Origin of the sequence: Rhodoferax ferrireducens (assembly GCF_003347515.1) — a bacterium.
Classification (GTDB): domain Bacteria; phylum Pseudomonadota; class Gammaproteobacteria; order Burkholderiales; family Burkholderiaceae_C; genus Rhodoferax.
The window spans coordinates 31,956-56,333 of the sequence record NZ_QEII01000272.1 but is presented as its reverse complement, the minus strand read 5'-3'; the positions used below and the strand labels follow the sequence as shown (position 1 = coordinate 56,333).

Below are 24,378 nucleotides of genomic sequence, written 5' to 3'. Positions count from 1 at the left end.
ATCGTCACCTGGCGCTAAAACTGGCCCGCACCATCTCCAGCAACTCGCCGGCGGCGACGGAGGGCGAGCGTCCTTCCGGCCGCACGAGGTGAATGTGGCGCACCAGTCCCGGCAAATCGAGCGGTTTGACCACGATGTCGGGCAGCTGGAACTGGAACAGTGCCAGCGCCGGGATCACGCTGATGCCCAGACCCTGCGCCACCAAGGCGGCTGCGGTCGCCAGATGCTCGACCTCCATCATGCCGACCAGCCGCAAGGGGTGCAGCGCCTGCTCCAGATGCTGGCGGATGCTGGTGCTGCGCGCGAGGTGAATGAAGGGATAGGGGGCCAGATCGGCCGGCAGCACCGTGTCAGCCTGGGCCAGCGGGTGCGAGGCATGGCACACCACATGAAAGGTGTCCGAGCACAAGAGTTCGGTCTGCAGACCGGCCAGGGCGCTGCCCGCCGACGCCAATGCAAAGTCCACGCGTGCGCTTTGCACCAGCGCGATGCAGGTATCGGACAGGCCGTCGAACAACTGAATCTCAATGCCCGGAAAACGCGCATGAAACGCCGCCAGCACCTTGGGCAAGGTGCCCGCCGCCAAGGAGGGCAAGGCCGCGACCGCCACCCGGCCCTTGCGCAGGTCCACATGGTCTCTGAGCTCGGTATAGGCCGACTCAAAGTCGGCCAGCAAGCGTGCGGCGGATTGCTCAAACAGGCGCCCCTCGGCCGTGAGCTCCACTCGGCGCGTGCTGCGGTCGAAGAAGCGCGCGCCGGCATCTTCTTCCAGCCCCTGAATCAGGGCGCTGAAAGCGGACTGCGACAGGTAGCAGGTCTCGGCCGCGCGGGTGAAATTGCTGAGCCGGGCGAGCGCCAGGAAGGCGCGCAAGTGTTTGACGGAGAGATTCACCTGTTTATCCGATTAGTTGATTCAAATAATCCATTTCTCATTTTTATCATGCTTGTCCAGAATTGCGCCATGACAGACATTCTTCACATTGGTTCAGCCGCCGGCTTCTCGGGTGACCGCACGGATGCGGCCTTGCCGGTGGTGCGCAGTTTGATTGCCCACGGCGGCCCTTCGGCACTGATCTTCGAAACCCTGGCCGAGCGAACCCTGGCGCTGGCCCAGCTGGCGCGCCGGGCCGATCCGACGCGCGGCTACGAGCCCTTGCTGGACGAACTGCTGAGCCCGATTTTGGGTTTGTGCCTGCAGCACGGCATCCCCATCGTCAGCAATTTTGGCGCGGCCAACCCGCCCGCCGCTGCGCTGCGCATCCGGGCGCTGGCGCGCGAGTTGGGCCTGCCGGTGCCGCGCATCGCCGTGCTGGCGGGTGACGACGTGTCAGGGCCCGAACACCGCGCCCTGCTGCGCGAGCGGCTCGGCGCCGTCTGCGATGAGCAGGACATCGTCTGCGCCAATGCCTACCAGGGTGCCGAGCCGATCGCCATGGCCCTGCGCGCCGGGGCGCAAATCGTCGTCGCCGGGCGTGTCGCCGACCCGTCGCTGACGGTCGGCCCGGCCATGGCGCATTACGGCTGGCGGGCCGACGACTGGATGCGCCTGGGTCGCGCCACCATGGTCGGCCATTTGCTGGAATGCGGCGCGCAGGTGACCGGTGGTTATTTCGCCGACCCCGGCTACAAAGAGGTGCCGGACCTGCACAACGTGGGCTTTCCGATTGCCGAGATTGATGCGGACGGCGACTGCGTCATCGGCAAAGCTGCCCACACCGGCGGGCTGGTGAGCGAACAAACCGTCAAGGAGCAACTGCTGTACGAGCTGCATGACCCCAGCGCCTATTTGACGCCGGACGTCATCGCGGACATCAGCCACGCCGCCGTACGTCAGGTCGGGCCGGACCGGGTGCAGCTGACCGGCGTGCGCGGCCACGCGCGCCCGGCCGATCTCAAAGTCAATGTGTTTTACCAGGGCGGCTGGTTTGCCGAAGGCGAAATCTCCTATGCCGGCCCGCGCGCGGAAGCACGTGCCCGCCTCGCCGCCGATGTGCTGCAGCGCCGCCTGGGCGACACGCTAAAGCTGCGGGTGGACTTGATCGGCGCCGTCAGTGTGTTCGGTGACGACGCCGATCGCCTGCTGGCCGCCACGCCGGCCGGCCACGGACAAGACATCCGCCTACGCGTCGCCGCCACCCACGCCGACCGCGCGGCGGCCGAGCGGCTGGCGCGCGAGGTCAATGCGCTCTACACCTGTGGCCCGGCCGGCGGCGGCGGTGTGCGCACCGCCTTGCGCACGCGGCTCAACACACTCTCCTGTCTGGTGCCGCGTGACGCGGTGCCGGCCAGTTACTCGATGCTGGATTAACACCATGTCAAACACAATTTCCCATCCCCTCTACCGCGCGGCCCACGGCCGCACCGGCGACAAAGGCAACCGCTCCAACATCAGCGTCATCGCCTGGTGTCCCGAGCTCTACCCGTTGCTGGTGAAGCAGCTCACCGAAGAGCGGGTGGCCCAGCACTTTGCGCACCGCCAGCCCAGCGCCGTCAAGCGCTACCTGCTGCCCACGCTGCACGCCATGAACTTTGTCCTGGATGAGGTGCTGGATGGCGGCGTCAACGATTCGCTGAACCTCGACAGTCACGGCAAGGCTTTGTCATTTTTCCTGCTGGACCTGCGCATTCAGGTGCCCGCCACGCTCACCCAGTTCCTCATCGCCGAAGAAACCGGCCCCTGACTTTCACACCACACCCATAACTACCGGAGACAACCCATGACCTCAATCCCCCGCCGCCCCCTGCTGGCCCTCAGCGCCGTCCTGTTGGCCTTTCCGGCACTGCAGACCAGTGCACAAACCTACCCGGCCAAACCGATCACTTTCGTCGTGCCGTTTGCGGCCGGCAGCGCCACCGACCAGCTGGCCCGGGCATTGGGCCAAGGTATTGCGACCGATACCAAGCAGAGTGTGGTGGTTGACACCAAGCCCGGCGCCTTCGGCTTCATTGCCGCGCAGCAAGCGGCCAAGGCCGCACCCGACGGCTACACCGTGCTCATCACCACCAACACCACGCACGCCGCGAACGAGCACCTGTACAAAAAACTGCCCTACGACCCGGTAAAAGACTTCGCCCCCGTGACCGCTTTGGGCAAGGGCGGCCAGATCATGGTCGTCAACCCCAGCCTGCCGGTCAAGACGGTGAGTGAATTCATCGCCCTGGCGAAAAAGGAACCGGGCAAACTGTCGTTTGGCAGCGGCAGCTCGTCAAGCCGCATTGCCGGTGAATTGCTGATGCAGATGGCGGACATCAAGCTGCTGCACATCCCCTACAAAAGCAACCCGCTGGCCGTGACCGACTTGCTGGGCGGACAGATCAACATGATGATTACCGACAACGCCACGGGCCTGCCGCAAGTCAACTCCGGCAAGCTGCGCGCGCTGGGCTATTCGGGTGCCAAGCGCACGCCGCTGGCCCCCGACGTGCCCACCATCGGCGAAACGGTGAAGGGCTACGAGATGGGCTACTGGTTCGCCGCCTATGTGCCCGCCGGCACCCCGGCGCCGGTGGTCGCCGAGCTCAACAAACTGCTGGCTCACGCCACCAAATCGCCTGGCGCCGCGTCCTTTTACCAGAGCACTGGCACCGAGATCTACACCACCACGCCAGCCGAGCTGGGCGCGTTCCAGCAGGCCGAGTCGCAAAAGTGGGGGCGGATCATTAAGGCAGCCGGGATCACACCGGAGTGACGTCTTGCCAATAATGAAAAAGCCCCGCAATGCGGGGCTTTTTTTCTTCTGCGACCTTGTGCTTAGCCCGGCAAGGCGACTTGCTGGTCGACGCTGAACTGGTAATCCTTGAAAATGTGCTCGGCACTCAAGGACTGGTAGCTGCCATCTTCCAGACGACGTGTCGTGTCTTTCAGGCGATAGGTGTAATGGCCGCAGGTCCAGCAATTGAAGTTGCGCATGTGGGTGCACAAGCAGGTTTTGTCCATGACCGAAATCGTTTTGGAATCCGGGTGCAGGGCCACTTGCTGGTTGTAGGCGGTGATGTAAGCGCAGTTGCCATTGCCATCCAGCAGGTAGCCGTAGGCTTCGCAATTGGGACGGATGCCGGCGCCGATGGCAGGGGTGTTCCTGAGCATGCGCATCGGGTAGCCCGTTGGCGAAATGGTGTTGACGACGATGTCTTCCTCACTGGCCCTGAAATACTCCTGCTTGACCTTGTCCGGCAGACCGCATTCATTGGCCACGGTAAACCGCGTTGCAACCTGCACAGCCGCCGCACCCTGCTCCAGAAATGACACCGCATCGCTGCCGGTAAAGATTCCGCCTGCGGCAATCACGGGAATGTCCAGCTGCTCGGTTTTCATGAATTGCACGATTTCGGCCATGATGGTGGCCAGATCGTATTGCGCCCAGTCCATGCCGAAACCCAGATGGCCTCCGGCCAGAGGACCTTCCACGATCACGTAATCAGGCCGACGGTCCAGTTTTGCGTTCTTGCGCAGAAACAGTTGCAGGGCACGCACGGACGAGACGATGATGCCCAGCTTGGCGTCCCGAAACCGGGGGTGGTCTGCAATCAGCCCGAAGGAACCCAAATGCAGGCCCGCGCTCAAGGTAATGCCATCAATACCCGCATCCAGCGCCGACGCCATGCGCACTTGCAGCGTTTCACGCGGCGCGTTCATGGTCAGCTTTTCCATGCAGTTGACAAAAACCAGGCCCTCGCCACGCTTGGCCTGCATGGTGGCATCGACGTGGCGTCGGGTGGCGTCAGCCAACACGGCCAAATCAAATTTGATCGTGGACTTGTCAGAATTGTCTATGTTGTGTTTATAGAAGCGGGTTTTGTCTTTGACGAAACTGGTGTCAAAGCGTCGGTCGGAGACGTCGGGCACCATAGCGTCGGAGATATGACCGATACCACCGAGTCGCACGGCCTCAAGAGCCAATTCGGCAGTGGAAATATCAACTCCCATGCCGCCAACCATGATCGGTACGAACTCTTTTTTCCCGAACTTCAGGCGGAAGTCATCAACACGTTTCATCAAAATCCTTGGACGCTCCGCAACCCTGGTAACCGTCTTGGCCGAAGGCCCAAGCAGAGCCAGGGAGAGCAGAAAATCGCAAGCCAGACCGGCCTTGCGTATCCATAATTCTACCCTGCCCGTATTTCAAATCTGCTGCATTGACAATTCCCCTGCCCGGCTTGAGTACTTGACTTCGGCATCCAGTTTTTCCACCTGGACGCGGGCGGCGCGGCCACCGTAGACAGCAGATTTCAGCCATTCAAATTCAGCGGCCAATTGAGCCTCGTCAGCAAGTCGCGTGTGCCACACTTTCTGCTCCGCGTTCCAGCGGTAAGCCCTGGCTTTGAGCAGATCTTTGGCCTCAAACGGGGCATTCGTCGCCTGCAGCCGGTAGGTGGGCATGCTGCTCATGGCGATAATTTTTGCCAAACCGCTTTGACTGGAAGCAGGCAAGGGCTCACCCAACACCGCCAGCAGCGCATGGCAATCCACCTCTGCCCTGTGGGCGTCATAAAACCAGCCTTTATCCAGCGCCAGATATTCCAGCTTCGCCGACCCGTGGCCTTCCTTCTTCCAGTCGATATCGGCAAAGGAGCAGCCCCAAGCCATTTGAGCAAACGCGGGGATGCGTGCCTCGCAAAAAGGACGGTCGAAGCCCGCATTGTGGGCAATCACCAGATCGGCTCCCGCCAGCAGGCCGGCAATACGGACCTCGTCCAGGCGCTGCCCCCGGACCATCTCGCTGGAAATACCGGTGATAGCCTGTATTTCTTTGGAAATCGGCATGCCGGGGTCTTCGAGGCCGTCGTAGACCGCTACATCGCCCACCGGCAACCCGGTCACGGTATCCACATCGACCTGCAACATGGCCAATTCAATGATCTTGTCGTTGGCATGGTCCAGACCGGTGGTCTCCGTATCCAGGACCAGAACGCGGATGACCGGGCCTTGCGCCACACGTTCGAAATGGCGGATGGGCACCAGACGACGCAACACACGGTAGTCGGGATGGCGCGCAAGCGTTACGGCCATGGTTTCCAGGTCCGGCATCGCGACAGAGGATGGCGCCGAGGCGCGACGGGCTTTTGACCGGGGTTTTGGCGTCACCCCGGACGCCATCGGAACGTCGAAAGTATCAAAGCCAAGCTGGAGTTGCGGGTCGGTCACGGGATGCTTTCAGGAGAAAATTTATTCAGGCGAGCATTACACCGCACTCTGCCCGCCAAGGCGTTTGGCCTTGCAGCGTGGACAATGGCAAACTAGCCGTCTTAAACCTTTTCTTCACCGCCATGACACTGTCCACCTACCTTTTGTACATCGCCGCCGTTGCCGTGCTGATTCTGTCGCCCGGCCCCACCATGCTGATGTGCATCACCAATGCCATTCACCGCGGCGCGGGCATGGCCATCTGTTCTGCGCTGGGTAGCGTTACCGCCGTTCTGGGCGTCATGTTGCTGTCCGCCATGGGATTGGGCGCTCTGCTGGCAGCCTCTGAGACCGCCTTCACCCTCCTCAAGATCGGCGGCGCCGCTTACCTGATTTATCTGGGCATCAAAACCTGGCGCAGCCCGTCGGTGGGTTTTCAGACGACGGGCAAACCCGGCCCGCTTCTTGTGACCCGCAGCAACAGCTTCATCCAGGGCTTGATGGTGGGCGGCAGCAATCCCAAGGCGCTGCTGTTTTTTGCAGCCTTCTTTCCCCAATTTTTGACACCCCAAGCCGCTTGGGCGCCCCAGTTTGCGGTATTGGCGTCCACTTTTGTGACCATGGAGTTGTGTGTGCTGAGCCTGTGTGCGCTGAGCGCCGCGCGCCTTGCGCCGCTGCTGGCGTCCGGCGCGCGGATACGCTGGGTCAACCGGGTGTGCGGCAGCCTCTTCGCCACCATGGGCGGCGTTTTGCTCATGGTGCGCCGGCACGCATAACACCCAAGTTGCAGGAACAGGGCTTTGGTGTTTAATGCCACTCTTTTGATTTTGAGTTTAATTTGGGCTTTTGCATGAAAAAAATGTTCTCGAGCATCGTACCTGCTCTTTTCCTAAGCATGCTCTGCGGTTTTTCCGTACCAGGCCACGCTGCGCAGGAGATCGTTTTTGGCCAGATCGCGTCGCAGTCCAACCCTGCGTCGGCCGCCAACGCCAAGGGCCTCGCTGTGGGCATCCAGGTATATTTTGACAAAGTCAACGCCAATGGCGGCATCGCCGGCAACAGGCTCAAGCTGGTGACGCTCGACGATGGTCTGCAGGGCCCCAAAATGCTGGAATTGACCCAGCAGCTGATCGCTGACAAATCCGTCGTGGGCCTGCTGGGCTTTCTCAATAGCGCCGGATTGGCGGAGATCGCCAAACAAGACTTGCCGGCGAAAAATGGGATAGCCCTGATTGCGCCCTTGCAGGGCGACCAGAACGTGGTCGGCGCGGACAACGTGTTTCCGCTGCGCAGTGGCTATGCCGATGAACTGAGCACCCTGCTCAAGGAAGCCAAAAACTGGGGCAAGGACTCGATCGCCATCGTCAGCATGAATATTGCCTTCGGGCCGGCACTGGCCCAGGTGGCCACCCAACTCAGCGGCACGCTCGGCATCAAGATCGCGGCGAACCCCGTGTTGTTGGCAACGCCGGACAAACTGGACGCCAGTGTCAAAGCCGCAGTGACCGCCATCACGGAAAGCAAGCCGAAAGCCATTCTCGTGCTAGCCGCCGGCAAGCCGGCGAGCGATTTCATCAAGGCGGTGCGTGACGCCTCAGGGGGGGCTGTGCAGATTTACGGCCTGTCGGTCCTGCTGCACGAGGCTCTGGTCAAGGAAATCGGCGCCGACAAGGCTCGCGGCATTGTCTTGAGCCAGGCCGTGCCCTATCCCTTCGTGCCCACCAAACCCGTCATTACCCAGTTCCGGGCGGACATGAAGAAATTTGCGCCCGGCGAAGCCATTTCTTTTTCCAGTCTGGAAGGTTATCTGGGCTCCAAAATTGCCGTGGAGGCCGTGCGCAGAACGACTGGATCACCGACCAGGGCCAACGTGCTGGCCGCCATCTCCAACTTGGGCGAATACGACCTCGGCGGAATCTACGTCAATTACAGCCCCGCCCAGCGCAAGGGCTGGGGCGGCGTTGACTTGTCCATCATCAATTCCAGCGGCACCCTGCAGAAGTAACGCGGCCCTAAGTCGCGGCTCAGAGCAGCGGCCGCAGTTCCCGCGCAGCCTCAAACAGCAAAGGCAGCAAATCCCGCTGCATCGCCAAGGTTGATAGCCGGCTTTGCGAGGCCACCACATTGAGCGCCGCCACGGTGACCCCCTTGGTGTTGCGCAGCGGCACAGCCAGCGCATGCACCCCCAGCTCGTGTTCTTCGCTGGCCAGACAAAAATCGTCCTGGCGAACTTTGTCAATGAGGGCGCGAAACGCCTTGGAATCCGTGGTGGTCAGGGGTGTCATGCGGGCCAGATTGCGCGCCTTCATCCACTCGCTGAAAGCGGCTTTGGTTTTGGCGGCGAGCAACACCCGCCCGGTGGAAGTGGCATGCGCCGGCAGGCGAGCGCCCATGTGGAGCCCATAGGCGATCACGCGGCCGGACCCGGTCACCGATGAATTGCGGTCATTGCCGCTGCGCGCCACGATCACGACCTCGTCGGCGTCCAGCACCACCGCCGAGAACGACTCCTGCGCCTGCACCGCCAGCCGGTTCAAGGTGGGTTGAAGCGCACGCGGCAACCGGGCCGAGGCCAGATAACTGCCGGAGAAGCGTAATACCTTGCTGGACAGCCAGAAATAGCTGCCGTCGCTCTCCAGGTAACCCAGGTGCGCCAGTGTGAGCAAATGGCGCCGCGCCGCCGCCCGCGTGATGCCGGCCCGAGCCGCCGCCAGCGTGGCGTTCAAGCGCTGGCGCTCGGTGTCAAAACTCTCCAGCACCGCCATGCCTTTGGCCATGCCCTCGATGAAATCCGCTTTGGCAATGGTCATTGAACAACTCCGATATGTTGCGCGATGATCGCGCATTTGGTGCAATGATCGCACACTTGATGAGCATCACGCGTTGTAAAAGCTGTCCGACCGCCTAAGCTTGAAGCATTCATAACAGGAGCAAACATGCGTACACAAGTAGCCATCATCGGCGCCGGCCCCTCCGGTCTTCTTCTGGGTCAATTGCTGCACAAGGCCGGCATCGACGCCATCATCGTGGAGCGCCAGACCGGCGACTACGTGCTGACCCGCATCCGCGCCGGCATTCTGGAGCAGGTCTGCATCGACCTGCTGGACGAAGCCGGTGTGGGCCAGCGCATGCACAAGGAAGGCTTGGTGCATGGCGGCTTCGAGATGCTTTACAACGGCAAGCGCCACCGCATCGACATGAACAAGCTCACCGGCGGCAAGAACGTGATGGTCTACGGCCAGACCGAGCTGACCAAGGACCTGATGGACGCGCGTGCCAGCGCCGGTCTGCCCACGGTGTACGAGGCGAACAACGTGGCGGTGCACGACTTTGACAGCAAGAAGCCGCGCGTCACCTACGAAAAGGACGGCCAGAAGTTCGAGATCGAGTGCGACTTCATCGCCGGTTGCGACGGTTTTCATGGCGTATGCCGCGCCAGCGCGCCGCGCAGCGCGATCACCGAGTTTGAAAAGGTCTATCCCTTCGGCTGGCTGGGCCTGCTGTCGGACACGCCGCCGGTGCATGACGAACTCATCTACGTCAACAGCCCGCGCGGCTTTGCCCTGTGCTCGCAACGCAGCAAGACGCGCAGCCGCTACTACCTGCAAGTGCCGCTGACCCAGCATGTGGAAGATTGGACCGACGATGCGTTCTGGCAGGAACTGCGCCTGCGCCTGGACGAGGAAGGCCGGGACAAGCTGATTACCGGCCCGTCGATCGAGAAGAGCATCGCCCCGCTGCGCAGCTTCATCACCGAGCCGCTGCGCTTTGGCCGCATGTTCCTGGCGGGCGACGCCGGTCACATCGTGCCGCCGACCGGCGCCAAGGGCCTGAACCTGGCCGCCACCGATGTGAAATACCTATCCAGCGCCATCATCGAGTTCTACCAGGACAAGACAGAGGCCGGCATCGACAGCTACTCCGAGCGCTGCCTCAAGCGCATCTGGAAGGGCGAGCGCTTCTCGTGGTGGTTTACCCAGCTGATGCACCGCTTTCCCGATGACGGCGCCATCGTCGCCAAGTTCCAGGAAGCCGAACTCGACTACCTGATCCACTCCGAAGCGGGCTCGCGCACCATCGCGGAAAACTACGTCGGCCTGCCGCTGGATTTCGGCCACTGAGGAGCCCTGTTTTAATAGCGGCATGACATCCACCCCAAACGCCGCTATTTCCGTTCCCCCCGCGCTGCGCCCGCTACGCGGCGTGCGCGTGCTCAGCCTCGCGCTCAACCTGCCCGGCCCGGCGGCCCTGATGCGCTGCCGGCAAATGGGCGCGGCCTGCGTCAAGCTGGAACCGCCAGCACCCGCAGGCTCTGTGGCCGGTGCCTCGGGCGACCCCATGAGCTGGTACCAGCGCGCCGCCTACGATGCATTGCACTTGGGCGTTCGCATCGCAGTCGCCGACCTCAAAACCGAAAAAGGCCAGAAAGCCCTGCACCGGGAGCTGACCAAGGCCGATGTGTTGCTGACCTCGTTCCGCCCTTCTGCCTTGCGCAAACTTGGCCTGGACTGGAAAGGGCTGCACAAGCGCTACCCAGCCCTGTCGCAGGTGGCCATCGTGGGCGCGCCCGGTGCCCGCGCCGAAGAGCCGGGCCACGATCTAACCTATCTGGCGGAAAACGACCTGGTGAACGGTCTGGACATGCCGCCGACCTTGTATGCCGACATGGGCGGCTCACTCATGGCTTCGGAGGCGGTGTTGCAAACCGTGCTGATGCAGCGGCAAAAAGGCAAAGGCAGTTACATCGAGGTCGCCCTGTCGGAAGCCGCGGCCTATGTGGCTTTGCCGCGCACCTGGGGGCTGACAAAACCGGGCGCTGCCGTCGGTGGTGGTCATGCTGGTTACCGGGTGTATGCCTGCCGGGATGGCCGCGTTGCCATGGCCGCGCTGGAGCCGCACTTTACCAAAGCCCTGTGTGCGGCAGCCGGGGTGCAGACCGCCGACATCACCACCATGATGTCACCCGCCACCCATCAACTGGTCGCCGATTACCTGCTGACCATGACGCGCAGGGCCTTGGACAAGCTGGCGACGGAAAAAGACATTCCGCTCTATACACTACAAAAATAATAGCTGTCTGCGCTTATTCGACGAGGGCTAGAGGCCTATTTCACATAAATTTTGAGAGCAAAATTATGGCCCGGGCCTCCATTGCTTGGCCCAGGCCCACTGGCCCCATTTTTTCCGCCGTCTTGGCTTTGACGTTGACCTGATCCACATCCAGCGCCAGCGCCAGCGCAATTTGGGCGCGCATGGCGGCGATGTGGGGCATCAATTTGGGCGCCTGGGCGATCACCGTGCTGTCCACATTACCGATCTCAAAGCCTTTTTCGCGCACGCGCCGTGCCGCTTCGGTCAAGAGCACCAGAGAATCCGCACCCTTGAAACGCACATCGGTATCCGGAAAATGCGTGCCTATGTCGCCCAAGGCCGCCGCGCCTAGCAAGGCGTCGATGATGGCGTGCAGCAGCACGTCCGCGTCCGAGTGACCCAGCAACCCCAAGTGAAAAGGAACTTCCACGCCGCCCAAGATGAGTTTTCGCCCCGTCACCAGAGCATGCACATCCCAGCCTTCACCGATTCTGAAATTCATTGCTAACCTTGAAAACTTCATTGGCATGGTCTTGGACGACCAACTCCATCAGCTTGCCGTAACCATCTACCACGTCGTACTTCATTCAGCGGCCCCGTTATCGTGGCGCACCTGGGCAGCCAACTCAATTTCAATGTCTTCCACGCTGGGCAGTTGAGACTGCACCGACAGCGGAATGTCTTTGCCAATGAATGAACTCACGCCCATCGGTTTATTGATATCACGCAAGGCGTATTCCACATCCAGCTTATCTTTGTCTTTGCACAAAATCAGGCCGATGGTGGGCTGGTCATCCGGGGCCTTGCCCAGTTCCAGCAGGAAACGGGTGATCTGCGCCATTAACTGGTTTTCAATATCGCGCTCGACCGCCTGCGGTGTCAGTGTCAAAAAATCGAAAACATAAGGGTCTTTCAGGCTTTGCTGTACCAATTCCGACTGCGGCGCGGGCAGTGTTTTGGTGAAATTGCCAGTGGCCTTGCCTGCGCGCTCATGAAAACGCTGCTCAATCTGCCACTCCAACACTGATCGGCTCCAACCGTTTTCGATGCAATTTTGGGCATACAGCAAGGCGGTGTCAACCGACTTCACCTTGGTCAACAGGGTGCGTACATGGCCCCACGGCATTTGTCCCACAGGCTGTGGGACAAATTCAAACTGCGGGCTGAAAAACGCAACCATCTGGCGCATGGCAAATAGGCTTGAACGTGAAAAGCCTTTCATTTCAGGGTAGGTGGCATGCAAATCGCTTGCCATTTGCTCCACCACCGCAGCACCCCAACCCTGCTCACTTTGCCACTGCAACAGCCTGCGCCCGATATCCCAATACAAACCCAAAAGCTCGCTATTGACGGCAAATACTGCCCGTACTTGGGCCGCTTGAATGCGCAGCTTGATATCGGCTAGGGCCTGACGGTAATCGCTATGTCTGGTGATCTCGCTCATGGTCGCTACCTTAAATCGTTTTGACGTCGGTGTTGGGGGGCATCAGCTTGAAGATTTGTTCAACCAGATCGTTGATGTTGTCGATTCGTTTCATGCCTATTTGATCCCCCTGCCCACTATCTTGGACTTGTGCGTGCATTCAGCACCGCTTCGGCCAGCGCAAAATCTTCCGGGTAAGTCACCTTGAAGTTCTGCGCGCTGCCCGGCACCAGCATGGGGTGCAAGCCCAGGGCCTCCATGGCGCTGGATTCATCGGTGACCTTGTCACCCGTCAGGCGGAGCGCCTCCATCAGCGCGCCAAGGCGAAACATCTGCGGCGTCTGGGCCAGCCATTTGTCGCTGCGGTCCAGCGTGCCGGCGACCCGGCCATCCACTTCAGATTTCAGCGTATCGGGCAGCTTGTGCGCCAGCAGCCCCCCGACTTCGTCCGTGGCACAGGCGTCGATCAAGGCGTTGATTTGCCCCGGCGTGATCAGGCAACGCGCCGCGTCATGCACCAAAACCCAGTCGTGCCGGGCCGCCCCTTGCTCCAGCAGAAAATTCAGACCATTAAAAACACTTGCAGCCCTTGTCGGACCTCCGCAAGCAGCTATCACAACAGTAGCAGACTGGGATTCAAGAAAATCGTCTCCGGCGGTGACCACCACAGCAGTTTTGCAAATTCTGGCGACCCCGGCAAAAGCGGCCAGTGTGTGCCTCACCATCGGCTTACCCGCCAACAATTGGTACTGCTTGGGGCCGTCGGCGCCAGAACGCGAGCCGGTGCCCGCGCAGGGAATTAAGGCCCAACAGAGAGCATCGGCGGGGAGTCTGGCGGGGGAATTGGGGTGTAGGTTAGTCATAGGCGTGGCCCCATTCTAAAATGGGCGTAACTGCTTTAAGACACCCCCCGCCTCACCGCGTGGGGTGTTTTGTATTTGTGTCTTCAAACTCAACGCGCAGGCATGCGTTGTTAATAGGTATCAGGCGATTCATGGATTTACCCAAACTGCACCCTGGCAAACGCTACACCCTGCCCCGGCCAACCGGCTCGGCCGATGCCCTGCTGCTGGCCCAACTGGGCCTGCGCGAAAAGGCCAGCGGCAAGCTGACCGCCATCGTCACCGCCAACGCCACCGATGCCCAGCGCCTGATCGACGAGATGGCGTTTTTTGCCCCCGACCTGCGCTGCGTGCTGTTCCCGGACTGGGAAACCCTGCCCTATGACACGTTTTCGCCGCACCAGGACCTGATCAGCGAACGCCTGGCCACCTTGTGGCGCATCAGCCAGCGCGACAAGGCCACCGGCGCCGACGTGGTCATTGTGCCCGCCACCACCGCGCTGTATCGGCTCGCGCCGCCCAGTTTTCTGGCCGGTTACACCTTTCACTTCAAGGTCAAGCAAAAGCTCGACGAAGCCAAATTCAAGGCCCAGTTGACCCTGGCCGGCTACAGCCACGTCACCCAGGTGGTCAGCCCGGGCGAATACGCGGTGCGCGGTGGCTTGATTGACCTGTTCCCGATGGGCAGCGCCGTGCCCTACCGCGTCGATTTGTTTGACGACGAGATCGACAGCATCCGCACCTTCGACCCCGACAGCCAGCGCAGCCTGTACCCCGTGCCCGAGGTGCGCCTGCTGCCTGGGCGCGAGTTCCCGATGGACGACGAGGCTAGAACCCGCTTTCGCAGCCGCTGGCGTGAGCTGCTGGAGGGCGACCCGACCAAGAGCCGCATCTACAAAGACATCGGCAACGGCGTGGCGACGGCCGGCATCGAGTACTACTTGCCGCTGTTCTTTGAAGAAACCGCCACCGTGTTTGACTACCTGGGCGCCGAGGCCACGGTGGTGCTGCATGGCGACCTGGAGCCGGCGTTCCAGCATTTCTGGCAGGACACCAAAGAGCGCTACCGGCTGGTACGCAGCGACCCGGAGCGCCCGGCGCTGCCGCCGGAATCGCTATTTCTGGGCATCGAGCAGTTTTACGCCCGGGTCAATCAGCATCCGCAGCTGGCGATCAAAGCGCCGACGCAAGACAGTGCACCCGGCGTCGATGGATTGCCACGCTTCGCTCGCAATGACGAAAGTGGCGCGTTGTCGGACTGCAACCCGACCGACTTTGCAGAACTCGGCACGCTGCCCATTCTCACCGTGGTACGCGGTGCCGAAGACCCGCTGGCCCGCCTGAACGCCCACATTCGCCAGACCACGCGGCGCGTGCTGGTGCTGGCCGAAAGCGAAGGCCGCAAGACCAGCCTGCTGGACTTTCTGCACGCCAGCCACCTGAGCCCGCCCTCCTTCGATTCGCTCGCCGAATTCGAGCGTAGCCTTGAGAAAGTCGGCATTGCCACCTCCAGCCTGAACACCGGCTTTGCCTGGCTGGAAGCCGGCATCGACTTCGTGACGGAGACCGAGCTGTTCGCCGCCGGCCCCACCACGCGCCGGCGCAAAAAGCAGGAACAAGTCAGCGACGTTGAAGCGCTGATCAAGGACCTGAGCGAGCTCAATATCGGCGACCCGGTCGTCCATTCGTCCCACGGCATTGGCCGCTACAAGGGCTTGATCAACCTCGATCTGGGCAACAAGCTGCCCAACGGCGAACCCGAGATGCAGGAGTTTTTGCATCTGGAATACGCCGACAAGGCCACGCTGTATGTGCCAGTGAGCCAGCTGCAGCTCATCAGCCGCTACACGGGGGTGAGCGCCGACGAAGCACCGCTGCACCGCCTGGGCTCCGGCCAGTGGGAAAAAGCCAAACGCAAAGCGGCCGAACAGGTGCGCGACTCGGCTGCCGAGCTGCTCAACATCTACGCCCGCCGCGCCGCCCGTGAAGGGCATTCCTTCCGCTACTCGCCCAGCGACTACGAAACCTTTGCCAACGATTTCGGCTTTGAGGAGACGCCGGACCAGAGCGCAGCCATCCACGCCGTCATTCAGGACATGATCAGCCCGCGCCCGATGGACCGCCTGATTTGCGGCGACGTGGGCTTTGGCAAAACCGAGGTCGCCTTGCGCGCTGCCTTCATCGGCATCACCGGCGGCAAACAGGTCGCGCTGCTGGCGCCGACCACGCTGCTGGCCGAGCAGCATTACCAGACGCTGGTGGACCGCTTTGCCAAATGGCCGGTCAAAGTGGCCGAAATGAGCCGCTTCCGCTCCGCCAAGGAAATCACCGCCGCCATGAAAGGCCTGGCCGACGGCACCATCGACATCGTGGTCGGCACGCACAAACTGCTGAGTGAATCGACCAAGTTCAAGGACCTGGGCCTGCTCATCATCGACGAAGAACACCGCTTTGGCGTGCGCCACAAGGAGCAAATGAAGGCCTTGCGTGCCGAAGTTGACGTGCTCACGCTCACCGCCACCCCCATTCCGCGTACCCTGGGCATGGCGCTGGAAGGCCTGCGCGACCTGAGCGTGATTGCCACCGCGCCGCAGCGCCGCCTGGCGATCAAGACCTTTGTGCGCACCGAAGGCAATGGCGTGATCCGTGAAGCCGTGCTGCGCGAACTCAAGCGCGGCGGCCAGGTGTACTTCTTGCACAACGAGGTCGAGACCATCGAAAACCGCCGCGCCAAGCTGGAAGAACTGCTGCCCGAAGCCCGCATCGCCGTCGCCCACGGCCAGATGCCCGAGCGCCAGCTGGAGAGCGTGATGCGCGACTTCGTGGCGCAACGCTTCAACCTGCTGCTGTGCTCCACCATCATCGAAACCGGCATTGACGTGCCCACCGCCAACACCATCGTCATGAGCCGCGCCGACAAGTTTGGCCTGGCCCAGCTGCACCAGTTGCGCGGCCGGGTTGGCCGCAGCCACCACCAGGCCTATGCCTATTTAATGGTGCCCGACCTGGAAGGCCTGACCAAACAGGCCACGCAGCGGCTCGACGCGATTCAGCAGATGGAAGAGCTGGGCAGCGGCTTTTACCTCGCCATGCACGATCTGGAAATTCGCGGTGCCGGTGAGGTGCTGGGCGAAAACCAGAGCGGCAATATGCTCGAAGTCGGTTTTCAGCTCTACAACGAAATGCTGTCCGAGGCCGTGCGTTGCCTGAAAGCCGGCATCGAACCCGACTTGCTCAGCCCGCTCAACGTCACCACCGACATCAACCTGCACGCCCCGGCCCTGCTGCCGGACGACTATTGCGGCGATGTGCATCTGCGCCTGAGCTTTTACAAAAAGCTGGCTACGGCCAAAAACACCGACCAGATCGACAGCCTTCTCGAAGAGATCGTGGACCGCTTCGGCAAACTGCCGACCCAGGCGCAAACGCTGATCGATGTGCACCGCCTGCGCGTCATCGCCAAGCCTTTTGGTGTGCTCAAGGTCGATGCCGCGCCCGGCGTGATCACCATCACCTTCAAGAAAAACCCGCCGATCGACTCGATGAAGATCATTGCCATGATCCAGAAAAACAAGCACATCAAACTGGCCGGCAGCGAGAAGCTGCGCATTGAACGCGAGTTGCCGGAGGCCAAGGACCGGGCACAAATGGTGCGCGATGTGCTGCGGGGCTTGGGGCAGCCGGTAGCGGAAGTGGCGTGACATATGCCGAGGCATAGGCTAAACTTGGAATCACCCAACGCTTCTGGAGAATCATCATGCCTATCGCTTCAGAAAAGACCGCTGACTATCTGGCGGAAGCCCCCGCCCGCCACGTCCGCCTGTTTCGCAACGGAGCGAACCAGGCGGTGCGAATTCCAAAAGAGTTTGAGCTGCCGGGTAAAGAGGCGGAAATTCGACAAGTAGGAAACACACTTGTGATCACGCCCATTGAGCCTAAAAAAGCCTCACTACGGGAGCTGCTTGATTCCTGGGAGCCGATGGAAGAAGATTTCCCTGATGTCGATGAAGGATTATTGCCTCTCGACGACATCGTTCTATGACCAGCACGATCGTCAAACCCAAGTGGCTGCTGGACACCAACATTCTCTCCAGGGTCATCAAGTATCCCCACGATCTATTGGGCCAACGACTGCGCGACCTGTTTGACCAACAACCCGGCGCATTGGTCACCAGCATGATTGTTGAATGTGAGCTCATGTTTGGCGCAGCACGCGTCGAATCAACGGTGCTTCCCAGAAAAATCACCGACCTTCTTCAGTTCATACCGGTGGTGGCGCTGGCGCAGAACGTGGTTCCCCACTACGCAACCATCCGCGCCCACCTGCAACGCCAAGGCACCCCCATCGGCCCCAACGACACCTTGATCGCCGCCCATGCCCTGGCACTTGACTGCACGCTGGTGACCGACAACGAAACCGAATTCCGCCGCGTGCCGGGCTTGCGGGTGGAGAACTGGCTGGCCGGGATAAGCGTATGAACTCAAAACTGCACCTGTAACGTTTGAATGCGATTTCTACCAAGCCCAATGAAACACGAAAAATCTTGAAGACGCCAACTTATCGAAGACAAATAGGCCTCTAGCGCCCGTCCACATTGCGCAAGTAGCTATCAAATAAATAGTAAATTTATTCCTATGCAAACAACAGAAATCTCCGCCGGCCTAGTGATCCAAGGCTTCGCCCCGCCATTGAAACTGAGCGACTTCAAACTGATCGCGTTCGACATGGACTCCACCCTGATCAACATCGAGTGTGTGGACGAAATCGCCGATGCGGTCGGCCGCAAGGTTGAGGTGGCCGCCATCACCGAGGCCACCATGCGCGGTGAGATTGCCGACTTTAAAGAGAGCCTGCGCCAGCGCGTGGCTTTGCTCAAAGGCGTCAGCCTGGCCAGCATGGAAGCTGTTTACGCCCAACGGCTGCAGCTCAACCCCGGTGCCGCCGAGCTGGTGACGGCCTGCAAAAAGGTGGGCATGAAGGTGCTGCTGGTGTCGGGTGGTTTCACGTTTTTTGCCGATCGGGTGCGCGACCGGCTGGGCATTGACTTCACACGGTCCAACGTTCTGGAAATACACGACGGTGTGCTCACGGGCCGCATGCTGGACCAGCCTTGGGGCGACATCTGCGATGGCGCTGAAAAGCGAAAAATGCTGCTGGAAACCTGCGCGCAACTCGGCATCCGTCCCAGTCAGGCGATCGCCATGGGCGACGGCGCCAATGACCTGCCCATGATGGGCGAAGCCGGCTTGTCCGTGGCCTATCACGCCAAGCCCAAGGTGCGCGAGCAGGCGATGGTGGCGATCAATTCGGGCGGGCTGGACCGATTGCTTGAAGTGCTGGCCTGAACTGGCTTTACGCCGCATTAACGCAGGCTTCATCGAACTTCAAGGGGCTATTGAATAATGCTTTTCAAGGGTTCACTCGAACCCGACATGAAAGTATTTCAAATGAACCTGAACGCACAACGCCCCTGGATAACCCCGCTGGTTGCGGGAATCTTCGCCCTCATGGCCGTCACAGGCAGCCTGTTGTTCTTCCACCTCGACTCCGGCTTGAACAAAACCGCCCACGAATGGTTGGGATGGGCCATGGTGGCGGGTGTGCTGCTGCATGTGTTGCTCAACGTCAACGCTTTCAAACGTCACCTGGCCAATAAAACCGGTCGTTGGGTGATGGGCGTGTGTGCAGTCGCGTTGGGTTTAAGCTTTGTTCCCTTGGGTGGCGCAGCTGGCAAACCACCCTTTGTCGCACCCGTACAAGCCTTGGCCGATGCACCCCTTTCCATCGTGGCCCAAGTGGCCGGCCTGACGACCGCCCAGACGCGAGAACGCCTGAGTACCGCAGGCGTGCCGAGCCAGAGTGACACTCAAACCCTCAAGGATTTGGTTGGGCCCGACTTGGGCGCGCAAATGCGGGTCATGGGAAAGGTTTTCGCCGACAGCGATGCGGGCGTGAAGTAGCAAGTCGGCCTTTAGATCAAAAAGCCACCTTTTTAGGTGGTTTTTTTGCGCCTAAATTTCTCTGCAATAAAATTACGAAAGGGCTATCATTAATTGCATCATTTGAAAAATGCGTTTCGCCTCCCCGGTGAAATGCACCTATCAAGGGAGGTTCGCCATGAATGTCTTCGCACGGTACCAGGGTCGGTTCGTAGCCGCTCAGGAAGAGGAAATGTCAATCCAGGATTACCTGGAACTCTGCAAGCGTGACTCTGCCGCCTACGCCAGCGTGGCAGAGCGAATTTTGATGGCCATTGGCGAGCCCGAGTTGATCGACACCCGGAGCGATCACAGGCTGTCCCGCATTTTTGCCAACAAAATGCTCAGGCGCTACCCCGCCTTTCGCGACCTCTACGGCATGGAGGAAGTGATTGAGCAGATCGTCTCCTACTTCCGGCATGCCGCACAAGGCCTGGAAGAAAAAAAGCAAATCCTGTACCTGCTAGGCCCGGTCGGTGGCGGTAAATCATCGCTGGCCGAAACGCTCAAGTACCTGATTGAAAACGTTCCCATCTACGCCATCAAGGGCTCGCCGGTGCATGAGTCGCCGCTAGGTCTGTTCAATCCGATGGAAGACGCCAAGCTGCTGCAGGACGACTTTGGTATTCCGCGGCGCTACCTGGGCACCATCATGAGTCCATGGGCGGTCAAACGCCTGCATGAATTTGGCGGCGATATCACGCGCTTTCGGGTCGTCAAGCTGCGCCCCTCGGTGCTGTCACAAATCGCGGTATCCAAGACCGAGCCGGGCGACGAAAACAACCAGGACATCTCCTCGCTGGTTGGCAAGATCGACATCCGCAAGCTGGAAACCTATTCACAAAGCGACCCGGATGCCTACTCATATTCCGGCGGCCTGTGTCTGGCCAATCGCGGGGTGCTGGAATTTGTGGAAATGTTCAAGGCGCCCATCAAGGTGCTGCATCCGTTGCTAACCGCCACGCAGGAAGGCAATTACAAAGGCACGGAAGGCTTTGGTGCCATTCCTTTTGATGGCTTGGTGTTGGCCCACTCCAACGAGGCGGAATGGCTGACCTTCAAGAACAATCGCAACAACGAAGCTTTTCTTGACCGGATCTACATCGTCAAGGTGCCCTACTCGTTGCGGGTATCGGACGAGATCCACATTTACGAAAAGCTGCTGACCAACTCCTCGCTGGCCGAGGCGCCGTGTGCGCCGGACACGCTCAAGATGATGGCGCAGTTTTCCGTGTTGTCGCGCTTGAAAGAGCCGGAAAACTCCAGCATCTTTTCCAAAATGCGGGTGTATGACGGGGAAAACCTCAAGGACACCGACCCCAAGGCCAAGAGCTACCAGGAGTATCGTGATTTCGCAGGCGTGGACGAAGGCATGACCGGCCTGTCGACCCGCTTTGCCTTCAAGATTCTCTCGCGTGTGTTCAATTTTGACCACCGCGAAGTGGCGGCCAACCCAGTGCACCTGATGTATGTGCTGGAACAGCAAATCGAGCAAGAGCAGTTTCCGGCCGAGGTGGCCGAGCGGTACATGCGCTACCTGAAGGAATATCTCTCGCCACGTTACGCCGAGTTCATTGGCAAGGAAATCCAGACCGCCTATCTGGAGAGTTACTCGGAATATGGCCAGAACATCTTTGACCGTTATGTGACCTACGCCGATTTCTGGATTCAGGATCAGGAATATCGAGACACCAACACCGGTGAAATTCTGGACCGTGGCGCGCTTAACAGCGAGCTTGAGAAAATCGAGAAACCTGCTGGTATCTCGAACCCCAAAGACTTCCGCAACGAGGTGGTGAATTTCGTGTTGCGTGCGCGAGCCAAACACGATGGCCAGAATCCGGCCTGGACGTCGTATGAGAAATTGCGCGCAGTCATCGAGAAAAAGATGTTCTCCAACACCGAAGAACTGCTGCCCGTTATCTCGTTCAACACCAAAGCCAGCGGCGACGAACAGAAGAAGCACAAGGATTTTGTGAACCGCATGATCACCAAAGGCTACACCGAGAAACAGGTGCGCCTGTTGTGCGAATGGTACTTGCGCGTGCGCAAATCATCATAGGCCAGAGGTAGCGAAACTGAACGAGCTCATCACATGACGGTTCGCATCATTGACCGGCGCTTCGACAGCAAGCACAAAAGCTCTGTCAATCGAGGCCGCTTTATTGATCGTTACAAGGGACAGATTCGCAAAGCCGTCGCCGACGCCCTCAACAAGCGTGGCATTCGCGACATCGACAACGGCGAAAAGATCGGCATTCCCGGCAAGGACATTGCCGAGCCCCAGTTTGAACACAGTCACGGTGGTGTGTGGGAGACGGTTCGTCCCGGCAATGACCGCTTCAGTACCGGAGACCAGGTGGAGCGCCCCCAGGGCGGGAGCGGCGCCCAAGGCAGGGGACAGGCCAGTCAGGAAGGCGAAGGACTCGATGAGTTCATCTTCACCCTGACAAAGGATGAGTTCCTGGACATCTTCTTCGACGAGCTCGCGTTGCCCAACCTCATCAAACAGCAGCTGGCCCATGTTGAACAGTACCGCCGGGTGCGCGCTGGCTACACCCAGAGCGGCGTGCCCACCAACATCAATCTGGCGCGAACCATGCGCGGTGCGGCAGGGCGCCGCATTGCCGTGGGCGGTCCTTACGCGGCCCAGTTGCGCGCCCTTGCCGCCGAGCTGGACGAACAAAAAAACAAGCTGGCCGACGATGACCCCGAGCTGGAGCGCCTGCGCCGCGAGATTGCCCATTTGCGCGCCCGGATTGAACAGGTTCCCTTCGTGGACACCTTCGATCTGCGCTACAACAACCGCATTCGCGTGCCCCAACCCAGCACGCAGGCGGTGATGTTCTGTTTGCTGGATGTCTCAGGCTCCATGGACGAAGGGCGCAAGAACATCGCCAAGCGTTTTTTCATGCTGCTTTATCTTTTTCTCACCCGCAATTACGAGCGCATTGATGTCGTGTTCATCCGCCACCATACGGTGGCCAGCGAAGTTGATGAGGACGAGTTTTTCACCTCGCGGGAGTCGGGCGGCACGGTGGTCTCCAGCGCCCTGGATCTCATGCACAAGATCGTTGCCGACCGCTACCCGAGCAGCCAGTGGAATATTTACGGCGCCCAAGCCTCTGATGGCGACAACTGGAGTGACGACTCCCCGCGCTGCCGCGAACTGCTGGAGCAGTCGCTGTTGCCGCTGACGCAGTACTTTGCCTACATCGAAATCACGGAGGGGCCACCGCAGAACCTGTGGGAGGAATACGCGAAGCTGGAGGCCACTTACGCAGACCACTTTGCCATGCGACGCATCGCCACGGTCGCCGACATCTATCCGGTGTTTCGTGATCTTTTCAAACGACAGGTCTAGCTGGGCTCCACATGGTACAAAAACAAAGCGTCCGCCTGCCCCTTGGTTCTGAATGGACCTTCACTGCCCTGGAGCAGTACGACAAGGCTATTGGCCGCGTTGCTGCCGACTACCAGCTCGACTGTTATCCCCACGTCCTGGAGGTGATCAGCGCCGAGCAGATGATGGACGCCTACGCCTCAATCGGCATGCCGGTGTATTACAACCACTGGTCCTTCGGCAAGCATTTCCTGGCCACCGAAAATCGCTACAAGCGCGGGCAGATGGGTCTGGCCTATGAGATCGTCATCAACTCCGACCCCTGCATCGCTTACCTGATGGAGGAAAACACCCTGCCCATGCAGGCCTTGGTCATCGCCCACGCGGCCTATGGTCACAATTCCTTCTTCAAGGGTAACCACCTGTTCAAGCAATGGACCAGCGCCGATGCCATTGTGGATTACCTGGTGTTCGCCAAACAGTTTATTGCCCGCTGCGAAGAACAGCACGGTGTTCCTGCCGTCGAGCGAATGCTTGACGCCTGCCACGCGCTGCTGAATTTGGGCGTGGACCGTTTCAAGCGCTCGCCGCGGCTCTCACTGGAAAAGGAAATGCTTCGGCAAATGGAGCGTGCGGACTATCTCCAGGCCCAGGTCAATGACCTGTGGCGAACCTTGCCGCCCCACATGGAAATTGGCCAGACAGAGCAGGAAACACGCTTTCCTGTCGAGCCCGAAGAAAACCTGCTCTATTTCATTGAGAAGAACGCGCCCTTGCTGGAGCCGTGGCAAAGGGAAATTATCCGGATCGTACGCAAGATCGGGCAATACTTTTACCCGCAACGCCAGACGCAAGTCATGAACGAAGGCTGGGCATGCTTTTGGCACTACACACTGCTCAACACCCTCTATGATCAAGGGGCTCTGTCCGACGGTTTCATGCTGGAGTTTCTGCAGTCTCACACCAATGTGGTGTACCAGCCCCCGTACAACAGCCCGCATTTTTCAGGCATCAACGTATACGCCCTGGGTTTTGCCATGTGGCGCGACATTCGACGCATCTGCGAACACCCCACCCCCGAGGACCGCGAATGGTTCCCTGACATCGCTGGATCCAACTGGCGCGAGGCGCTTGAATTTGCGATGCAGAACTTCAAGGACGAAAGTTTTGTGGCCCAGTATCTTTCCCCACAACTGATGCGCGAGTTTCGCCTCTTTTCTGTTCTTGATGACGACGCCCGTGACAAGTTGGAGATCAAGGCGATTCACGACGACAGCGGCTACCGTGCTTTGCGCCGCCAGCTTTCTGACCAATACAACCTGGGCAGCCGCGAACCCAATATTCAGGTATGGAACGTGGACCTGCGTGGCGACCGGTCACTGACCCTGCGTCACTTTGCCCAGCAGCGCAGACCCCTGGATGAATCCAGCAAGGCAGTGCTGGAGCACGTGGCCTACCTATGGGGTTTCACGGTGCGCATTGAGGGTCAGGACAGTGAAGGCAAGGTTACCCTGCTTGCGGAGCGCATGCGAGAAAAGCGCACCGGCCGCGCCGTAGCGAGCCCCTGAGGGCGCAT

At 60.1% G+C, this 24,378-nt stretch carries 22 protein-coding genes; 15 read left to right on the top strand and 7 right to left on the bottom strand.

Going from position 1 to position 24,378, the window contains the following annotated elements; genetic code table 11:
• Positions 1–4 precede the first annotated feature (4 nt).
• Positions 5–892, bottom strand: a complete 888-nt coding sequence (locus C5P05_RS13195) for a LysR family transcriptional regulator (protein ID WP_114970311.1) — start codon at positions 890–892, stop codon at positions 5–7.
• A gap of 69 nt (positions 893–961) precedes the next feature.
• On the opposite strand from C5P05_RS13195, the gene C5P05_RS13190 reads away from it, so the two are divergent.
• The 3 genes from C5P05_RS13190 to C5P05_RS13180 are packed head-to-tail and all read left to right on the top strand — an operon-like array spanning position 962 to position 3,689.
• Positions 962–2,308 (top strand): acyclic terpene utilization AtuA family protein, encoded by a 1,347-nt coding sequence (locus C5P05_RS13190; protein ID WP_114970414.1) that lies wholly within the window; start codon positions 962–964, stop codon positions 2,306–2,308.
• Between the two features lie 4 nt (positions 2,309–2,312).
• On the top strand, positions 2,313–2,681 hold the full coding sequence (locus tag C5P05_RS13185) for a hypothetical protein (RefSeq protein WP_114970310.1): 369 nt from the start codon (positions 2,313–2,315) through the stop codon (positions 2,679–2,681).
• A gap of 36 nt (positions 2,682–2,717) precedes the next feature.
• Positions 2,718–3,689 (top strand): Bug family tripartite tricarboxylate transporter substrate binding protein, encoded by a 972-nt coding sequence (locus C5P05_RS13180; RefSeq protein WP_114970309.1) that lies wholly within the window; start codon positions 2,718–2,720, stop codon positions 3,687–3,689.
• 62 nt (positions 3,690–3,751) lie between these two features.
• Here C5P05_RS13180 and C5P05_RS13175 read toward each other — a convergent pair whose 3' ends face one another.
• A complete protein-coding gene (locus C5P05_RS13175) occupies positions 3,752–4,996 on the bottom strand; it encodes a nitronate monooxygenase (protein ID WP_114970308.1) in 1,245 nt (414 codons plus the stop codon).
• A 126-nt stretch (positions 4,997–5,122) separates the two neighbouring features.
• A complete protein-coding gene (locus C5P05_RS13170; RefSeq protein ID WP_114970413.1) occupies positions 5,123–6,097 on the bottom strand; it encodes a 3'-5' exonuclease in 975 nt (324 codons plus the stop codon).
• 170 nt (positions 6,098–6,267) lie between these two features.
• Between C5P05_RS13170 and C5P05_RS13165 the strand changes: the two genes are divergently transcribed.
• Together C5P05_RS13165 and C5P05_RS13160 are read left to right on the top strand one after the other, a co-directional pair.
• Complete coding sequence (locus tag C5P05_RS13165; RefSeq protein ID WP_114970307.1) at positions 6,268–6,900, top strand: LysE family translocator; 633 nt, start codon at positions 6,268–6,270, stop codon at positions 6,898–6,900.
• Between the two features lie 74 nt (positions 6,901–6,974).
• A complete protein-coding gene (locus C5P05_RS13160) occupies positions 6,975–8,129 on the top strand; it encodes an ABC transporter substrate-binding protein (RefSeq protein WP_114970306.1) in 1,155 nt (384 codons plus the stop codon).
• Positions 8,130–8,148: 19 nt separating this feature from the next.
• Here the strand turns inward: C5P05_RS13160 and C5P05_RS13155 are convergent, their stop codons facing one another.
• On the bottom strand, positions 8,149–8,934 hold the full coding sequence (locus C5P05_RS13155; protein WP_114970305.1) for an IclR family transcriptional regulator domain-containing protein: 786 nt from the start codon (positions 8,932–8,934) through the stop codon (positions 8,149–8,151).
• Between the two features lie 126 nt (positions 8,935–9,060).
• On the opposite strand from C5P05_RS13155, the gene pobA reads away from it, so the two are divergent.
• Together pobA and C5P05_RS13145 are read left to right on the top strand one after the other, a co-directional pair.
• Positions 9,061–10,245: a 4-hydroxybenzoate 3-monooxygenase gene (gene pobA / locus C5P05_RS13150; RefSeq protein ID WP_114970304.1), complete on the top strand. Its 1,185-nt coding sequence runs from the start codon at positions 9,061–9,063 to the stop codon at positions 10,243–10,245.
• Positions 10,246–10,267: 22 nt separating this feature from the next.
• Positions 10,268–11,194 (top strand): CoA transferase, encoded by a 927-nt coding sequence (locus C5P05_RS13145; RefSeq protein WP_114970303.1) that lies wholly within the window; start codon positions 10,268–10,270, stop codon positions 11,192–11,194.
• A gap of 40 nt (positions 11,195–11,234) precedes the next feature.
• Here the strand turns inward: C5P05_RS13145 and ispF are convergent, their stop codons facing one another.
• From ispF to ispD, 3 genes are all read right to left on the bottom strand, one after another.
• Complete coding sequence (gene ispF, locus C5P05_RS13140) at positions 11,235–11,717, bottom strand: 2-C-methyl-D-erythritol 2,4-cyclodiphosphate synthase (protein WP_114970302.1); 483 nt, start codon at positions 11,715–11,717, stop codon at positions 11,235–11,237.
• 81 nt (positions 11,718–11,798) lie between these two features.
• On the bottom strand, positions 11,799–12,659 hold the full coding sequence (locus C5P05_RS13135; protein ID WP_114970301.1) for a PDDEXK nuclease domain-containing protein: 861 nt from the start codon (positions 12,657–12,659) through the stop codon (positions 11,799–11,801).
• Between the two features lie 116 nt (positions 12,660–12,775).
• The gene (gene ispD, locus C5P05_RS13130) at positions 12,776–13,501 is read right to left on the bottom strand and encodes a 2-C-methyl-D-erythritol 4-phosphate cytidylyltransferase (protein ID WP_114970300.1); all 726 of its coding nucleotides are present in this window, start codon (positions 13,499–13,501) and stop codon (positions 12,776–12,778) included.
• Between the two features lie 131 nt (positions 13,502–13,632).
• Between ispD and mfd the strand changes: the two genes are divergently transcribed.
• The 8 genes from mfd (at position 13,633) to C5P05_RS13090 (ending at position 24,370) form a co-directional block, all read left to right on the top strand.
• Entirely contained in the window at positions 13,633–17,181 is a 3,549-nt protein-coding gene (gene mfd, locus C5P05_RS13125; protein ID WP_114970299.1) for a transcription-repair coupling factor, read from the top strand.
• A 56-nt stretch (positions 17,182–17,237) separates the two neighbouring features.
• Positions 17,238–17,522 (top strand): antitoxin, encoded by a 285-nt coding sequence (locus C5P05_RS13120; protein WP_114970298.1) that lies wholly within the window; start codon positions 17,238–17,240, stop codon positions 17,520–17,522.
• Positions 17,519–17,959, top strand: coding sequence for a type II toxin-antitoxin system VapC family toxin (locus tag C5P05_RS13115; protein WP_114970297.1), 441 nt, complete (start codon positions 17,519–17,521; stop codon positions 17,957–17,959). Before C5P05_RS13120 ends, C5P05_RS13115 begins: the two co-directional genes overlap by 4 nt.
• Before the next feature lie 156 nt (positions 17,960–18,115).
• Positions 18,116–18,826 carry a phosphoserine phosphatase SerB gene (gene serB / locus C5P05_RS13110; protein ID WP_114970296.1) on the top strand — a complete coding sequence of 237 codons (711 nt, stop codon included), beginning with the start codon at positions 18,116–18,118 and terminating at the stop codon, positions 18,824–18,826.
• An 87-nt stretch (positions 18,827–18,913) separates the two neighbouring features.
• On the top strand, positions 18,914–19,441 hold the full coding sequence (locus C5P05_RS13105) for a DUF4405 domain-containing protein (RefSeq protein WP_157979318.1): 528 nt from the start codon (positions 18,914–18,916) through the stop codon (positions 19,439–19,441).
• A gap of 157 nt (positions 19,442–19,598) precedes the next feature.
• The gene (locus C5P05_RS13100; RefSeq protein ID WP_114970412.1) at positions 19,599–21,521 is read left to right on the top strand and encodes a PrkA family serine protein kinase; all 1,923 of its coding nucleotides are present in this window, start codon (positions 19,599–19,601) and stop codon (positions 21,519–21,521) included.
• Positions 21,522–21,554: 33 nt separating this feature from the next.
• Positions 21,555–22,823, top strand: coding sequence for a YeaH/YhbH family protein (locus C5P05_RS13095; protein ID WP_114970294.1), 1,269 nt, complete (start codon positions 21,555–21,557; stop codon positions 22,821–22,823).
• Positions 22,824–22,834: 11 nt separating this feature from the next.
• Positions 22,835–24,370: a SpoVR family protein gene (locus C5P05_RS13090; RefSeq protein ID WP_114970293.1), complete on the top strand. Its 1,536-nt coding sequence runs from the start codon at positions 22,835–22,837 to the stop codon at positions 24,368–24,370.
• The last annotated feature ends 8 nt before the right edge of the window (positions 24,371–24,378 follow it).

Excerpts from the sequence above, each read along its gene's own strand:
- serB (WP_114970296.1), top strand. The coding sequence starts at position 18,116 with ATGCAAACAACAGAAATCTCCGCCGGCCTAGTGATCCAAGGCTTCGCC.
- C5P05_RS13090 (WP_114970293.1), top strand. The coding sequence starts at position 22,835 with ATGGTACAAAAACAAAGCGTCCGCCTGCCCCTTGGTTCTGAATGGACC.
- C5P05_RS13135 (WP_114970301.1), bottom strand. The coding sequence starts at position 12,659 with ATGAGCGAGATCACCAGACATAGCGATTACCGTCAGGCCCTAGCCGAT.
- ispF (WP_114970302.1), bottom strand. The coding sequence starts at position 11,717 with ATGAATTTCAGAATCGGTGAAGGCTGGGATGTGCATGCTCTGGTGACG.
- C5P05_RS13115 (WP_114970297.1), top strand. The coding sequence starts at position 17,519 with ATGACCAGCACGATCGTCAAACCCAAGTGGCTGCTGGACACCAACATT.
- C5P05_RS13105 (WP_157979318.1), top strand. The coding sequence starts at position 18,914 with ATGAAAGTATTTCAAATGAACCTGAACGCACAACGCCCCTGGATAACC.
- C5P05_RS13190 (WP_114970414.1), top strand. The coding sequence starts at position 962 with ATGACAGACATTCTTCACATTGGTTCAGCCGCCGGCTTCTCGGGTGAC.
- C5P05_RS13160 (WP_114970306.1), top strand. The coding sequence starts at position 6,975 with ATGAAAAAAATGTTCTCGAGCATCGTACCTGCTCTTTTCCTAAGCATG.
- C5P05_RS13120 (WP_114970298.1), top strand. The coding sequence starts at position 17,238 with ATGCCTATCGCTTCAGAAAAGACCGCTGACTATCTGGCGGAAGCCCCC.
- C5P05_RS13185 (WP_114970310.1), top strand. The coding sequence starts at position 2,313 with ATGTCAAACACAATTTCCCATCCCCTCTACCGCGCGGCCCACGGCCGC.
- C5P05_RS13145 (WP_114970303.1), top strand. The coding sequence starts at position 10,268 with ATGACATCCACCCCAAACGCCGCTATTTCCGTTCCCCCCGCGCTGCGC.
- C5P05_RS13175 (WP_114970308.1), bottom strand. The coding sequence starts at position 4,996 with ATGAAACGTGTTGATGACTTCCGCCTGAAGTTCGGGAAAAAAGAGTTC.
- C5P05_RS13170 (WP_114970413.1), bottom strand. The coding sequence starts at position 6,097 with ATGGCGTCCGGGGTGACGCCAAAACCCCGGTCAAAAGCCCGTCGCGCC.
- pobA (WP_114970304.1), top strand. The coding sequence starts at position 9,061 with ATGCGTACACAAGTAGCCATCATCGGCGCCGGCCCCTCCGGTCTTCTT.
- ispD (WP_114970300.1), bottom strand. The coding sequence starts at position 13,501 with ATGACTAACCTACACCCCAATTCCCCCGCCAGACTCCCCGCCGATGCT.
- C5P05_RS13100 (WP_114970412.1), top strand. The coding sequence starts at position 19,599 with ATGAATGTCTTCGCACGGTACCAGGGTCGGTTCGTAGCCGCTCAGGAA.
- C5P05_RS13180 (WP_114970309.1), top strand. The coding sequence starts at position 2,718 with ATGACCTCAATCCCCCGCCGCCCCCTGCTGGCCCTCAGCGCCGTCCTG.
- C5P05_RS13095 (WP_114970294.1), top strand. The coding sequence starts at position 21,555 with ATGACGGTTCGCATCATTGACCGGCGCTTCGACAGCAAGCACAAAAGC.
- mfd (WP_114970299.1), top strand. The coding sequence starts at position 13,633 with ATGGATTTACCCAAACTGCACCCTGGCAAACGCTACACCCTGCCCCGG.
- C5P05_RS13165 (WP_114970307.1), top strand. The coding sequence starts at position 6,268 with ATGACACTGTCCACCTACCTTTTGTACATCGCCGCCGTTGCCGTGCTG.
- C5P05_RS13155 (WP_114970305.1), bottom strand. The coding sequence starts at position 8,934 with ATGACCATTGCCAAAGCGGATTTCATCGAGGGCATGGCCAAAGGCATG.